The organism is Actinomyces gaoshouyii (genome assembly GCF_002076915.1).
Classification (GTDB): Bacteria; Actinomycetota; Actinomycetes; order Actinomycetales; family Actinomycetaceae; genus Actinomyces; species Actinomyces gaoshouyii.
In genome coordinates this window covers 1,304,116-1,316,356 of record NZ_CP020468.1, presented here as the reverse complement: position 1 = coordinate 1,316,356, position 12,241 = coordinate 1,304,116, and the positions used below count along the sequence as shown (strand labels likewise).

Sequence of the window (12,241 nt, the reverse complement as noted above, 5' to 3'; positions counted from 1 at the left end):
GCTTGGGGGGTGACCGCGCCCGTGTTCCTCATGAGCCCCGAGACCCTTGAGCCCGATGGTGCAGCCGCTGCGGCCGGGCCGGGGGACGCCCTCGTCCTCACTGGCCCGGAGGCCCGTCATGCCGTCGCGGTGCGGCGGCTGCGCGCCGGTGAGCGCGTTGATCTCGTGGATGGAACGGGCCTGCGCCTGGTCTGCGAGGTGACCGCCGCCGGTGAGGGCGGCGCGAAGGACCGCTTGGCCGTGAGGGTGATCGAGCGCGCAGCGGAGGAGGCGCCGCCTGTGCGGCTCGCCCTCGTCCAGGCCCTGGCCAAGGGCGGCCGCGATGAGCAGGCCGTGGAGACCGCCACCGAGGTCGGCGTGGACCTCGTGCTGCCCTGGCAGGCGGAGCGCTCGATCTCCGTGTGGTTGGGGCCGAAGGTCGCCAAAGGGCGGGCGCGCTGGGAGGTCACCGCCCGTGAGGCGGCGAAGCAGGCGCGCCGCGCCCGTGTGCCAGAGGTGGCCGAGCCCAGGAGAACCGCGGATCTCGCCGCTTGGGTGAGAGGTGTCGTCGCCGACGGGGGAGCAGTGCTCGTCCTTCATGAGGAGGCGGTGGCGCCCATCAGCGGTGTGGAGCTCCCCAGCGCCGGTGCAGTGGGCGTCGTCGTCGGTCCTGAGGGCGGGATCAGCGCTGCGGAGCTGGCCGCCCTGGAGGGCGCCGGCGCGGTGACGGTGCGGCTCGGCCCGCATGTCATGCGCACGGCCTCCGCCGGCCCCGTCGCCCTGGCCATCCTCGCCCAACGGGCCGGTCTCTGGGGGTGAGCCGCGGGGCCGCGGCGTCGACCGGCGCCCATGGGGCATACTGCGGCCATGCTGTCGATGCTGGTATCACCTGTGAGGAGGCGGCGATGAGCCCGCGCGGTCGCAGGCCCGCCGGGAGCCCGGATGCGCGAGAGGCGATCCTCGCCGCCGCCCGCACGGCGTTCGCCAGAGACGGCTACCGCACTTCGCTGCGCGGCGTCGCACGGGATGCCGGCGTTGATCCCGCCCTCGTCCACCACTACTTCAGGGATCGCGCCGAGCTCTTCGCCGAGGCCGTCGTCGCGTCGGCGGCCGGGACCGGCGCCGTCGATATCTCCGAGCGGGCCCAGGCGATCTCCCGCCTCGCACCCGAGGAGCTGGGAGAAGGGATCGTCCGCTCCTTCGTGGGACTGTGGGATGGGCTCGGCGGTGATCGCTTCTCCGCCGTCATCCGAGCCGCTATGAGCAATGACGAGAGCCTGGCGCCCTTCCGCGACTTCATCGTGACCGGCATCCTGGGCAACATCATGGACAAGCTCGCCCCTGACCGGCCCGAGCTGCGCGGCCAGCTCATCGCCGGCCAGCTCATCGGATTCGGCGTGGTGCGCTGGCTGGCCCGTCTCGATGAGGTCGCCTCGCTCGATATCGAGGAGGCGGTGGCGCTCATCGCCCCCACCATTCAGCGCTATGCGACGGGGGAGCTGCCCTCGTCGGCCGCCTGACGGGAGGCGGCGGGATCCAGTGATGACTCTTGACGATGCGGGCCCGCGCCCATATATTCATCACATGATGAAAAATGAGAATGCCCCATCGGAGGCGCTCGCACCCGCCGTGCGCGCCACCGGCCTCGTGGTGAGCCGCGGCGGCAACGAGATCCTCCACGGACTCGACCTGGCTCTGGCCCCGGGCTCCATGACCGGCCTGCTGGGGCCGTCGGGCTGTGGGAAGACGACGCTCATGCGCTCGATCGTCGGCGTGCAGCGCTACTCGGGGGAACTGGAGGTCCTGGGGGCCGTGCCGGGCAGCGCGCCACTGCGCGGCCGCATCGGCTACCTCACCCAGGAGGCCTCGATCTACCCGGACCTGAGCGCCCGCCAGAACGTGGCTTACTTCGCCCGCTTGGCCGGGCCGCGCGCCAGGGGCGTCGACGAGGTCCTGGCGGAGGTGGGCCTCTCGGGCATCGCCGAAAGGCGGGTGGGCACCTTCTCCGGCGGGCAGCGCAACCGGGTCTCGCTGGCCTGCGCGCTCGTCGCGGCCCCGGAGCTGCTGGTGCTCGACGAGCCGACGGTCGGCCTGGACCCGGTGACCAGGGAAGATCTGTGGACGGCCTTCCGCCGCATCGCCGAGGGCGGTACCACGATCCTCGTCTCCAGCCATGTCATGGACGAGGCCTTCCGGTGCGACGGCGTCCTGCTCATGCGAGAGGGCCGCATCCTGGCAGAGACGACCGCGCCGGCGCTCTTGGCCGGCACCGGTGCCGAGACGCTCGACGACGCCTTCCTCGCCATCATCCATCAGGCCGAGTCGGCCGAGAGCGCCGGGCGATCCGGCGGCCCCAGCGCCACGAGTGAGGAGATGAGCCGATGAGAATGCGAACCTACGCCGCCACTGTCAGACGAGTCCTGCTCCAACTGCTCAATGACAGGCGCACGATCGCCCTCATCCTGGCGGTCCCGGCGCTGCTGGTGACGCTCCTGTACTTCATCTACAGGGACTACCCGGGCGGGGATGCGCTGTTCGACCGGGTGGCCGTGCAGATGATCGCGATCCTGCCGATGTCCGTCATGTTCCTGGTCACGAGCATCTCCATGCTCAAGGAGCGCGTGAGTGGGACCCTGGAGCGCCTGTGGACCACGCCGATGAGGCGCGCCGACCTCCTCATGGGCTACGCCACGGCGTTCATGGTGATTGCGGTGGGGCAGGCCCTCGTGCTCTCCGCCGTGTGCGCCTGGGCGCTGGGGGTGACGATCGCCGGGAACTGGGCGTGGATCATCCTGACCGCGCTGCTGGACGCCTTCGTCGGTGTGGCGATGGGGCTGCTGGTGTCGGCGTTGTCACGCACGGAGTTCCAGGCGGTGCAGTTCATGCCACTGCTCATCGGCGTGCAGGTCTTCCTGTGCGGGATGCTCGTCCCCCGCGGCCAGCTGCCGTCGGCCCTGGAGCCGGTCAGCCTGGTGATGCCGATGAGCTGGGCGGTCAACGCCGTCGGCGAGGTCCAGGCGGGGCCGGGGGTGACGCAGGGCCTCGTCATGGATGCCGCGGTCCTGGTGATGATCGGCCTCGTGCTGCTCACCGCCGCCCCGCTGACGATGCCCCGCAGGACTCGCTGAAGGCTGGGTGGCACTGCCGGCACGCGTGCGTCTCGTCGAGTTAGTCCCTCCACCCACCGACCACCCACCGAACTCGTCACCGAAAGTACGAACTCGACGAGGCCGCTGGGGGGGCGGGGAGGCTAGCCTGGGCTTATGTGGATCGTTTTCGCCTGTGGTTCGGCCCTGTTCGCCGGGCTGACGGCGGTGCTCGCCAAGGCGGGCACCCGGCAGATCGACTCCACCCTGGCCACCGCCCTGCGCACGCCCGCGGTACTGGCCGCCGCCGTCGCCATGGTGCTCCTCCGGGGCTCGCAGGCCCAGATCGCGAGCATCGACGCCGCCGCCCTCGGTTGGCTCGTCGCCTCCGGGCTGGCCACAGGAGCCTCGTGGCTGTGCTACTTCAAGGCCCTCCAGCTCGGGGAGGCCTCGAGGGTCGCCCCGATCGACAAGCTGAGCACCGTGCTCACGGTGCTGCTCGCCGTCGTCCTCCTGGGCGAGCCGTTGACGGCGCTCGGGGGAGCGGGCGTGGTCCTTATGGTCGTGGGCACGCTGCTCATGCTGGAGCGCGCCGATGCCCTGACTCTCTGCGCCGGGCGACCCGGCTCCCGGGGGTGGTTGGTCTACGCGCTGGGCTCGGCGGTGTTCGCCGCGCTGACGGCGATCCTGGGCAAGCTCGGGATCGTCGGCGTGGAGTCGAACCTGGGCACGGCGATCCGCACGGCCGTGGTCCTGGTGATGGCATGGGCGATGGTCGCCGTGAGCGGGCGACGCCGCCCCCTGCGCTCTCTGCCCCGGCAGGAGCTGGCGCTGGTGCTGGTCTCAGGGCTGACGACCGGGGCATCATGGCTCTGCTTCTACCGGGCGCTGCAGGACGGCCCTGCGAGTGTCATCGTGCCGATCGACAAGCTGAGCATCCTCGTGACCGTCGTCTTCTCCGTCCTCATCCTGCGCGAGCGCCTGAGCGGGCGCTACCTGGCCGGCCTGGTCCTGCTGACGATCGGCACGCTCGCGATGGCTCTGTAGACCGCAGCGATCCCAGGTTGCTGATCCGCTGTGGACGTACCTCTCGTGACCGGGGCGCAGCAGCGGGGAGTCAGCCGACTGCCGTCGGCGGAGTTGGATCATTGCTGACCAGCCGGTTCTGCTTCTCGGCGCAGATCTCCGCGCGGACCAGCCCGTCCAGACCTCCCTATCCGCCCCGTCCTCTCGGCCTTGCCCGCCCCGGTAGGATCGGCCGCGATGACCAACGTGCCCATCGACCCAGTAGTGGCAGCCCACGCGCCGCAGACCACCTCGCCAGCCGCCCCCGGCGATGCCGCGCGTCTCGCTCGCCCCGGTTCGCCCGGTGCCGCCTCGCCCACGGCCTCCGCCGCAGAGGTCACCCGCACCCTCGTCCTGCCCCCCGATCTCGCCCTCGTCGCCCTCCTCGGCGTGCGCGACGAGGTCCTGCGCGCCGTCGAGAAGGGATTCCCCGACGCGGACATCCTCGTGCGCGAGACCGAGATCCGCGTGACCGGCGATTCATCTGTCGTCGACACCGTCGTCCTCCTGCTCTCCGAGCTCATCGACGTCGCCCGCGCCGGCACACCGCTGACCGCCGACGCGGTCGAGCGCGCCATCGGCCTCCTCGCGGCCGCTGCGCGCCCCGCCGACATCCTCGCCGAGGGCGTCCTCACGGCCCGGGGCCGCACCATCCGCGCCAAGTCGCTGGGGCAGAAGAAGTACGTCAACGCCATCGAGGACGCCACCATCACCTTCGGCATCGGCCCCGCCGGCACCGGCAAGACCTACCTCGCCATGGCCAAGGCCGTCGACGCACTCGCCCGCCATCAGGTCTCCCGCATCATCCTCACCCGCCCCGCCGTCGAGGCGGGCGAGAGCCTCGGCTTCCTCCCGGGCACCCTCACCGACAAGATCGACCCCTACCTGCGGCCCCTGTACGACGCCCTCCACGACATGCTCGAGCCCGAGACCCTGCCCAAGCTCATGGCCGCCGGCACCATCGAGGTCGCGCCACTGGCCTACATGCGCGGGCGCACCCTCAACGACGCCTTCGTCATCCTCGACGAGGCCCAGAACACCACCCCCGAGCAGATGAAGATGTTCCTCACCCGCCTCGGATTTGGCTCCAAGATGGTGGTCACCGGGGATATCTCCCAGATCGACCTGCCCGGCTCCCACTGCTCGGGTCTCGTCGTCGTGCGCCGGATCCTCGACGGCGTCGACGGCATCTCCTTCTGCGAGCTCGGCGCCGCCGATGTCGTGCGTCACCGCCTCGTCGGGCGCATCATCGACGCCTACGCCGCCCATGACGCCGAGACCGCTGCCGCCCAGGCCCTGCGGGCCAACCGCGATGGCCCCACCGCCAGCGCCGGGGCCGCCGCCCACCGCTCTCGCGGGCACCGCACCGCCCGCCCCGCCCATCACGCCCCCGCCAGGAGCCGCGCATGACCACCGAGATCAACAACGAGACAGAGGTAGCCATCGACGGCGCCGAATTCGCCGCGCTGGCCGACCACGTGCTCACTGCCATGCACGTCAACCCGCTGGCCGAGCTCAACATCCTCTTCATCGACCCCGGGCCCATGGAGGAGCTCCACGTCCGCTGGCTCGATCTGCCCGGCCCCACAGACGTCATGAGCTTCCCCATGGACGAGCTGCGCCCCGGTGACGAGGACGACCCCGCCCCCGCCGGGACTCTCGGCGACATCGTCATCTGCCCCCAGGTCGCCGCCAAGCAGGCCATCGCCGCAGGGCACTCCGCCGTGGAGGAGATGCTGCTGCTGGCCACCCACGGCATCCTCCACCTGCTCGGCTACGACCACGCCGAGCCCGAGGAGAAGAAGGAGATGTTCGATCTCCAGCGCACCCTCCTCCTCACCTTCCTCGCGAGCAGGGGCGCATGACCGGCACCCCCGTCGCCCTGCTCATCACCGCCTCGGTCCTCATCCTCGCCCTTGGCGCCACCCTCTCCGCCGGGGAGGCCGCCCTGGTCCGTATCACTCGCGCCGCCGCCGAGGACCTTCTCGAGGACGGGCGTCGGGGCGCCGCCGGAGTCCTGGCCCTCGCCGAGCGCCGCGGCGAGGTCCTGGGCACCATCGGCGCCGCGCGCATCGGCGTCGACATGCTCGCCGCCGTCCTCGTCACCCTCGCCGTTGCCGGCCTGCTCACCTCCTGGTGGCAGGTCCTCCTCGCCGCCGCCGGGGTCAACGCCGTCCTCCTCGGTCTCGTCGTGGGCATCTCCCCGCGCCGTCTCGGGCGCCGCAACCCCGAGGGGACCCTTCTCATTCTCGCCGGCCTCCTGCGCCGCGTCGATGCCCTCGGCGCCCCCTGGCGCTGGCTGGAGTCCCGCTTCGGGCGCGCCTCCACCCTCACCGAGGCCGAGGCCCGTGAGGCCGTCACCCAGGACCTTCGCGAAATGATCGACGAGATCGGCGAATCGGAGTCCATCGAGGACGAGGATCGCGAGATGATGCGCAGCGTCGTCGAGCTGGGCCAGACCCTCGTGCGCGAAGTTATGGTGCCCCGCCCCGACATGATCACCATGGAGGAGGACGAGCCCATGGCCGCCGCCATGCGCCTGTTCATCCGTTCGGGGTACTCCCGCGTCCCCATCATCGGCGACGATGCCGACGACGTGCGCGGCATCCTCTACCTCAAGGATGTCCTGCGCCGCCTCGGAGAGCATCCCGAGCACGAGACCCGTGCCGTCGTCGACTTCACCCGTGAGGCCGTCTACGTTCCAGAGACCAAGGCCGCCGACGACCTCCTGCGCGACATGCAGTCCGGCCGCTTCCACATGGCCCTCGCCGTCGATGAGTACGGCGGCATCGCCGGCCTGGTCACCATGGAGGACCTGCTGGAGGAGGTCGTCGGGGAGCTCACCGACGAGCACGACCACGCCGAGCCCGAGGTCGAGGGCCTCGGCGACGGCGCCTACCGCGTCCCCGCGCGCCTCGGCCTCGACGAACTCGGGGAGCTCTTCGGCCTCGAGATCGACGACGACGATGTCGACACCGCCATCGGCCTGCTGACCAAAGCCATCGGCCGAGTGCCCCTGCCCGGTGCCGTCGGCGACTGGCAGGGCATCCGCCTCACCGCCGGAGAGGCCTCCGGCAGGCGCCGCCAGGTCGCCACCCTCCTGGCCACCCGCACCCCCGACACCCACGACGACGAGAGCGATCATCGCCCATGACCGGCCAGAGCACCGAGAACGACAACGCCGAGCCCGCTGACTCCGCTGAGTCCACTGGGCCCGCTGAGCCCATCCGCTTCCCCTCCGATGCCGAGCTCATGGCCGGTGAGAACGCCTTGACGGGCATCCGCCCCACCGACGTCGGAGCCGAGGGGACCGACGGGGAGGGCCCGGCTCCCGAGACCACTGGCGACGCCGCAGGGCTTTCCCTGCCCGCCTGCCCCGAGAGCTTCCGCGCCGGCTTCGCCTGCCTCATCGGGCGCCCCAACGCCGGCAAGTCCACACTCACCAACGCGCTGGTCGGCACGAAGGTCGCCATCATGTCCGACCGCCCCCAGACCACCCGCCACAACGTGCGCGGCGTCGTCCATCGCGGGGACGCCCAGATCGTCCTCGTCGACACCCCCGGCATGCACCGCCCCAGGACCCTCCTGGGCAAGCGCCTCAACGACCTCGTCCGCGAGACCCTCACCGACGTCGACGTCATCGCCTTCTGCATCCCCGCCAACGAGAGGATCGGGCCCGGCGACCGCTTCATCGCCCGCGACATCGCCGAGTTGCGCGCCCCCGTCGTCGCCGTCGTCACGAAGGCGGATACCGTGGGCAGGGAGGCCCTGGCCTCCCAGCTCCTCGCCGTCGACCAACTCGGCGACTGGGCGGACATCGTGCCCGTCTCCGCCGCGCGCGGCGAACAGATCGACGTCCTCGCCGACGTCCTCGCCGGTCACCTGCCCCCCTCGCCGCCGCTCTACCCCACCGGTGAGATCACCGACGAGCCCCGCGACATCATGATCGCCGAGCTCGTCCGCGAGGCCGCCCTGGAGGGCGTGCGCGACGAGCTCCCGCATTCCCTCGCCGTGATCGTCGACGAGGTCATGGACCCGCGCGGCACCACGCCCGGCAGCCTGGGGCCCGTCAAGGGCGCGGGCAACCGCATGCAGGTGCGCGTCAGCCTCGTCGTCGAGCGCGACTCCCAGAAGGCCATCGTCATCGGCAAGGGCGGGGCCCGCCTCAAGGAGATCGGCGTGCGCGCCCGCCGCGGCATCGAGGACTACCTGCGCCGCAAGGTCTATCTCGACCTCCACGTGCGCACCGCCAAGGACTGGCAGTCCGATCCCAAGGCCCTGGCCAAGCTCGGCTTCTAGCCGCGCGCCCAGGAGCGCTGGCGCCGGCGGGCCGCCGAGGGGGCGTCCGCGGGCTGCTCGGGCAAGCACCCGCGACGCTCAGGGCCGAAAGTCCTGCACGTCTCGGCGCCGTGTCGCACACTTGGATCAGTCCCTGATCATCGAGTGAGAGCGAGCCGCATATGGCGACCCAGGACAGCCCAGCCCCGACGGGCCCCGCCCGCAACCGCGCCTGCCCCGACGACCTGTGGGCCGTTGGGCAGCGCGCCACCGCCCGAGCCCGCCGTTGGGCCGACGCCTCCGCCCACGAGCCCGTCCCGCGCAGCGCCTCCCTCCTGGCCGGCATCCTCGCCGACCCCGATGGCCTCGAGTTCACCACCCGCTTCACCGACGACGTCGTGCGCCCCACCGACCTCGACGTCGCCGGGGCCGCGCTCGCCCGCCTGGCCGCCAAGCGCACGAGCTTCCTGCCGAAGCTGCTCGGCGCAGCCACAGGCGTCGGTGGGCGCGTCGCGCGCCTCGCCCCGCGCACCGCCGCCAAGATCGCCCGCCGCACCTTCCGCGAGCTCGTCGGCGACCTCGTCGTCGACGCCACCGAGGCCAATCTCGGACCCGCGCTCGCCCGCCTGCGCGAGGGCGGCAACCGCCTCAACGTCAACCTCCTGGGCGAGGCCGTCCTGGGGGAGAAGGAGGCCGAGCGCCGCCTCGCCGCGGTCATGGGCCTCGTCACGCGCGACGACGTCGACTACGTCTCCATCAAGGTCTCCGCCGTCACCGGCCCCCACAACCCCTGGGGGCACGAGGAGACCGTCGCCCACGGCGTCAAGGCCCTCACGCCCCTGTACCGCGTCGCCCGCGACCACGGTACCTTCCTCAACCTCGACATGGAGGACTACAAGGACCTCGATCTGACCATCGAGGTCTTCACCGCCATCCTCGGTCAACCCGACCTGCGCGACTACGAGGCGGGCATCGTCCTGCAGGCCTACCTGCCCGACTCCCTGGCCGCCATGGAGCGCCTCCAGGACTGGGCCGCCGCCCGCGTCGCCTCCGGCGGAAGCCGGGTCAAGGTCCGCATCGTCAAGGGCGCCAACCTGTCCATGGAGCGCGTCGATGCCGAGATCCACGGCTGGGAGCTGGTGACCTGGCCCAGCAAGCAGGCCACCGACACCCACTACAAGCGGATGCTTCAGTGGGCCATGACCCCTGAGCGCCTGGCCAACATCCGCCTGGGCGTGGCCGGCCAGAACCTCTTCGACATCGCCTTCGCCTACGAACTGCGCGAGGCCCGCGGCGCCCAGGACGACGTCGAGTTCGAGATGCTCTCCGGCATGGCCACCGGCATCGCCGAGGTCGTGCGCCGCGACGTCGGCCAGCTCCTCCTGTACGTGCCCGTGGTGGACCCCGGCGAGTTCGACGTCGCCATCTCCTACCTCGTGCGCCGCCTCGAGGAGAACGCCGCCCCCGAGAACTTCATGTCGGGCGTCTTCGACCTCGCCTCCGACCCCGCAGTCTTCGCTCGTGAGCAGCAGCGCTTCCTCGACGCCCTTGCCGACCTCGACCCCGGCGCCCCCGTGCCCGCGCCTCGCCGCACCCAGGACCGCCTCGCCGAGCAAGAAGCCCCCGTTCCCGGGCCGCCCGCCCCGGGCCCCCTGCCCGAGTACGCCCCCACCCCCGACTCCGACCCCGCCCTGCCCGCCAACCGCGAATGGGCGCGCCGCATCGCGGCCGCCATCCCCGGCTCGAAGCGCGGCATCGACGACGTGCGCTCCGGCGAGGCCTTCCTGGCCACCATCGAGGATGTGGACAGCGCCATCGCCGGGCTCACGAGCGCGCAGAAGGCGTGGGCGGCCCGACCCGTCGCAGAGCGCGCCGCCATCATCGACCATGCCGGGGACGTCCTCGCCTCCCGCCGGGCCGAACTCATCGAAGTGGCCGCCGCCGAGACCGGCAAGACCATCGACCAGTCCGACCCGGAGGTCGGCGAGGCCATCGACTTCTGCCGCCACTACGCGCGGATGGCCCTGGAGCTGGCCGATCCCGACTACCTCACCGGCGCCCGCTTCACCCCCGCTCGGGTGACCGTCGTCGCCTCGCCCTGGAACTTCCCACTGGCCATCCCCACCGGGGGAGTCGTGGCCGCCCTGGCCGTGGGCAGCGCCGTCGTCCTCAAGCCCGCCCCGCCCGCCCGCCGCTGCGGCGCCGAGATCGTGCGCGCCCTCCACGCCGCCGGGGTGCCGCGGGAGGTCCTCATGCTCGCCCCCGTCGAGGATGGTGATGTCTCCCAGCGCCTCGTCACCCATGAGGGCGTCGAGCGCGTCATCCTCACCGGTTCCTACGACACCGCCCGCCTCTTCCGCTCCTGGAGGCCCTCCATGCGCCTCCTGGGGGAGACCAGCGGCAAGAACGCCATCATCATCACCCCCTCGGCCGATCCCGACCTCGCCGTGCGCGACGCCGTCGCCTCGGCCTTCGGACACGCCGGCCAGAAGTGCTCGGCCGCCTCCCTCCTCGTGCTCGTCGGCTCGGCGGGCCGGTCCGAGCGCATCGCCCGTCAGCTCGTGGACGCCACCGCCTCCCTGCGGGTCAAGGGGCCGGAGCACTTGGACTCCCAGGTGGGGCCCGTCGCAGTCCCGGATGACCCCAAGGCGCATCGGGGGCTGACGGCCCTGGGGCGCGGGGAGCACTGGGTGCTCGCCCCCAAGCATCTGGGTGGGGGCCTGTGGCGTCCCGGCGTCCGCGCCGGTGTGGCCCCCGGCAGCGAGTACCACCTCACCGAGTACTTCGCGCCGGTTATCGGCATCATGCGGGTGGATACGCTCGCCGAGGCGATCGAGGCGGTCAACGCCGTCGACTACGGGCTGACCTCCGGGCTGCAGACCCTCGACCCCGCCGAGCTCGCCCAGTGGCTCGACGGGATCGAGGCCGGCAATCTCTACGTCAACCGTGGCATCACCGGCGCCATCGTGCGGCGCCAGCCCTTCGGCGGCTGGAAGCGCTCCGCCATCGGCGCCACCACGAAGGCCGGCGGTCCCTCCTACCTGCTCGGCCTGGGGGAGGTCTCCCCGGAGGAGGGCGCCGAGGTCGAGGTCGAGAGCGGTTCACTGTCCGACGTCGATGAGCGCGTCGCGGGGCTCTTCGAGGCTGTGCGCCACGAGCTCGTCCGCGCCGACGCCGCCTGGCTGCGCCGCGCCCTCGCGGCCGATGCCGCCGCCTGGCAGGAGCGCTACGGCCGGGCGCTCGATGTCACGGGGCTGGTCTGCGAGCGCAACATCCTGCGCTACCGGCCCACCCCCGTCATCGTGCGCTCCGTGCTCGGCGTCGAGACGGCGGACCTCGTGCGCGTCCTCGCCGCGGGCGTGCTCGCGGGTGCCGACGTGGAGCTCTCCGTGGAGGCGCCGCTGCAGGCGAGCCTGATCGCCGCAGCTCAGGCGGCGGGCGTGCGCGTGGAGCTGGAGCCCGGGGGCGTGTGGTCCGCCCGCCTGGCGGATCTGGGCACTTCCAATGCTCTGGGCGCGCGCGTGCGCATCCTCGCCCCGCGCGGCCTCCCTGAGGCCTCCGTCTGGGAGGAGGCGACGTCGTTGACCATCGGCAGTCCCGACGTCGCCCTCTACACGGGGGCGGTCACCCCCTGCCCGCATACCGAGTTGCTCCCCTTCCTGCGCGAGCAGTCCGTCGCGATCACCAACCACCGCTTCGGCACGCCCCTTGACCTCGCCGCCGGCCTCGTCTGAGCGCCCCCGGCCCGGCCCTGCGCCCTCATCCTCGCCGATCGAGGGCGCAAGGCCGGGTCGGGGCGGTTCCTGGGCGCGCAGGCGCGGCGAACCGCTCCC

General features: G+C 72.0%; 10 protein-coding genes. All 10 read left to right on the top strand.

Annotation, left to right across the window (positions count from 1 at the left end; genetic code table 11):
- Positions 1 to 9 precede the first annotated feature (9 nt).
- The 10 genes from B6G06_RS05375 to B6G06_RS05330 all read left to right on the top strand — a co-directional run bounded on the left by B6G06_RS05375 (position 10) and on the right by B6G06_RS05330 (position 12,142).
- Positions 10 to 798 (top strand): 16S rRNA (uracil(1498)-N(3))-methyltransferase, encoded by a 789-nt coding sequence (locus tag B6G06_RS05375; RefSeq protein ID WP_080462770.1) that lies wholly within the window; start codon positions 10 to 12, stop codon positions 796 to 798.
- A gap of 86 nt (positions 799 to 884) precedes the next feature.
- Entirely contained in the window at positions 885 to 1,499 is a 615-nt protein-coding gene (locus B6G06_RS05370) for a TetR/AcrR family transcriptional regulator (RefSeq protein WP_081171353.1), read from the top strand.
- 67 nt (positions 1,500 to 1,566) lie between these two features.
- Complete coding sequence (locus tag B6G06_RS05365; RefSeq protein ID WP_198939977.1) at positions 1,567 to 2,364, top strand: ABC transporter ATP-binding protein; 798 nt, start codon at positions 1,567 to 1,569, stop codon at positions 2,362 to 2,364.
- Positions 2,361 to 3,107 carry an ABC transporter permease gene (locus B6G06_RS05360; protein WP_081171351.1) on the top strand — a complete coding sequence of 249 codons (747 nt, stop codon included), beginning with the start codon at positions 2,361 to 2,363 and terminating at the stop codon, positions 3,105 to 3,107. Before B6G06_RS05365 ends, B6G06_RS05360 begins: the two co-directional genes overlap by 4 nt.
- Positions 3,108 to 3,242: 135 nt before the next feature.
- Entirely contained in the window at positions 3,243 to 4,112 is an 870-nt protein-coding gene (locus B6G06_RS05355) for an EamA family transporter (RefSeq protein ID WP_081171349.1), read from the top strand.
- A 216-nt stretch (positions 4,113 to 4,328) separates the two neighbouring features.
- Positions 4,329 to 5,540: a PhoH family protein gene (locus B6G06_RS05350; protein WP_081171347.1), complete on the top strand. Its 1,212-nt coding sequence runs from the start codon at positions 4,329 to 4,331 to the stop codon at positions 5,538 to 5,540.
- Positions 5,537 to 5,995: an rRNA maturation RNase YbeY gene (ybeY, locus tag B6G06_RS05345; RefSeq protein ID WP_080462764.1), complete on the top strand. Its 459-nt coding sequence runs from the start codon at positions 5,537 to 5,539 to the stop codon at positions 5,993 to 5,995. The genes B6G06_RS05350 and ybeY overlap by 4 nt, the downstream gene beginning before the upstream one ends.
- The gene (locus tag B6G06_RS05340) at positions 5,992 to 7,284 is read left to right on the top strand and encodes a hemolysin family protein (protein WP_080462763.1); all 1,293 of its coding nucleotides are present in this window, start codon (positions 5,992 to 5,994) and stop codon (positions 7,282 to 7,284) included. The genes ybeY and B6G06_RS05340 overlap by 4 nt, the downstream gene beginning before the upstream one ends.
- Positions 7,281 to 8,429, top strand: a complete 1,149-nt coding sequence (gene era / locus B6G06_RS05335) for a GTPase Era (RefSeq protein WP_081171345.1) — start codon at positions 7,281 to 7,283, stop codon at positions 8,427 to 8,429. The genes B6G06_RS05340 and era overlap by 4 nt, the downstream gene beginning before the upstream one ends.
- Before the next feature lie 161 nt (positions 8,430 to 8,590).
- Entirely contained in the window at positions 8,591 to 12,142 is a 3,552-nt protein-coding gene (locus B6G06_RS05330; RefSeq protein ID WP_081171343.1) for a proline dehydrogenase family protein, read from the top strand.
- Positions 12,143 to 12,241: the final 99 nt, after the last annotated feature.

Excerpts from the sequence above, each read along its gene's own strand:
- B6G06_RS05370 (WP_081171353.1), top strand. The coding sequence starts at position 885 with ATGAGCCCGCGCGGTCGCAGGCCCGCCGGGAGCCCGGATGCGCGAGAG.
- B6G06_RS05365 (WP_198939977.1), top strand. The coding sequence starts at position 1,567 with ATGAAAAATGAGAATGCCCCATCGGAGGCGCTCGCACCCGCCGTGCGC.
- B6G06_RS05360 (WP_081171351.1), top strand. The coding sequence starts at position 2,361 with ATGAGAATGCGAACCTACGCCGCCACTGTCAGACGAGTCCTGCTCCAA.
- B6G06_RS05355 (WP_081171349.1), top strand. The coding sequence starts at position 3,243 with ATGTGGATCGTTTTCGCCTGTGGTTCGGCCCTGTTCGCCGGGCTGACG.
- B6G06_RS05350 (WP_081171347.1), top strand. The coding sequence starts at position 4,329 with ATGACCAACGTGCCCATCGACCCAGTAGTGGCAGCCCACGCGCCGCAG.
- ybeY (WP_080462764.1), top strand. The coding sequence starts at position 5,537 with ATGACCACCGAGATCAACAACGAGACAGAGGTAGCCATCGACGGCGCC.
- B6G06_RS05340 (WP_080462763.1), top strand. The coding sequence starts at position 5,992 with ATGACCGGCACCCCCGTCGCCCTGCTCATCACCGCCTCGGTCCTCATC.
- era (WP_081171345.1), top strand. The coding sequence starts at position 7,281 with ATGACCGGCCAGAGCACCGAGAACGACAACGCCGAGCCCGCTGACTCC.
- B6G06_RS05330 (WP_081171343.1), top strand. The coding sequence starts at position 8,591 with ATGGCGACCCAGGACAGCCCAGCCCCGACGGGCCCCGCCCGCAACCGC.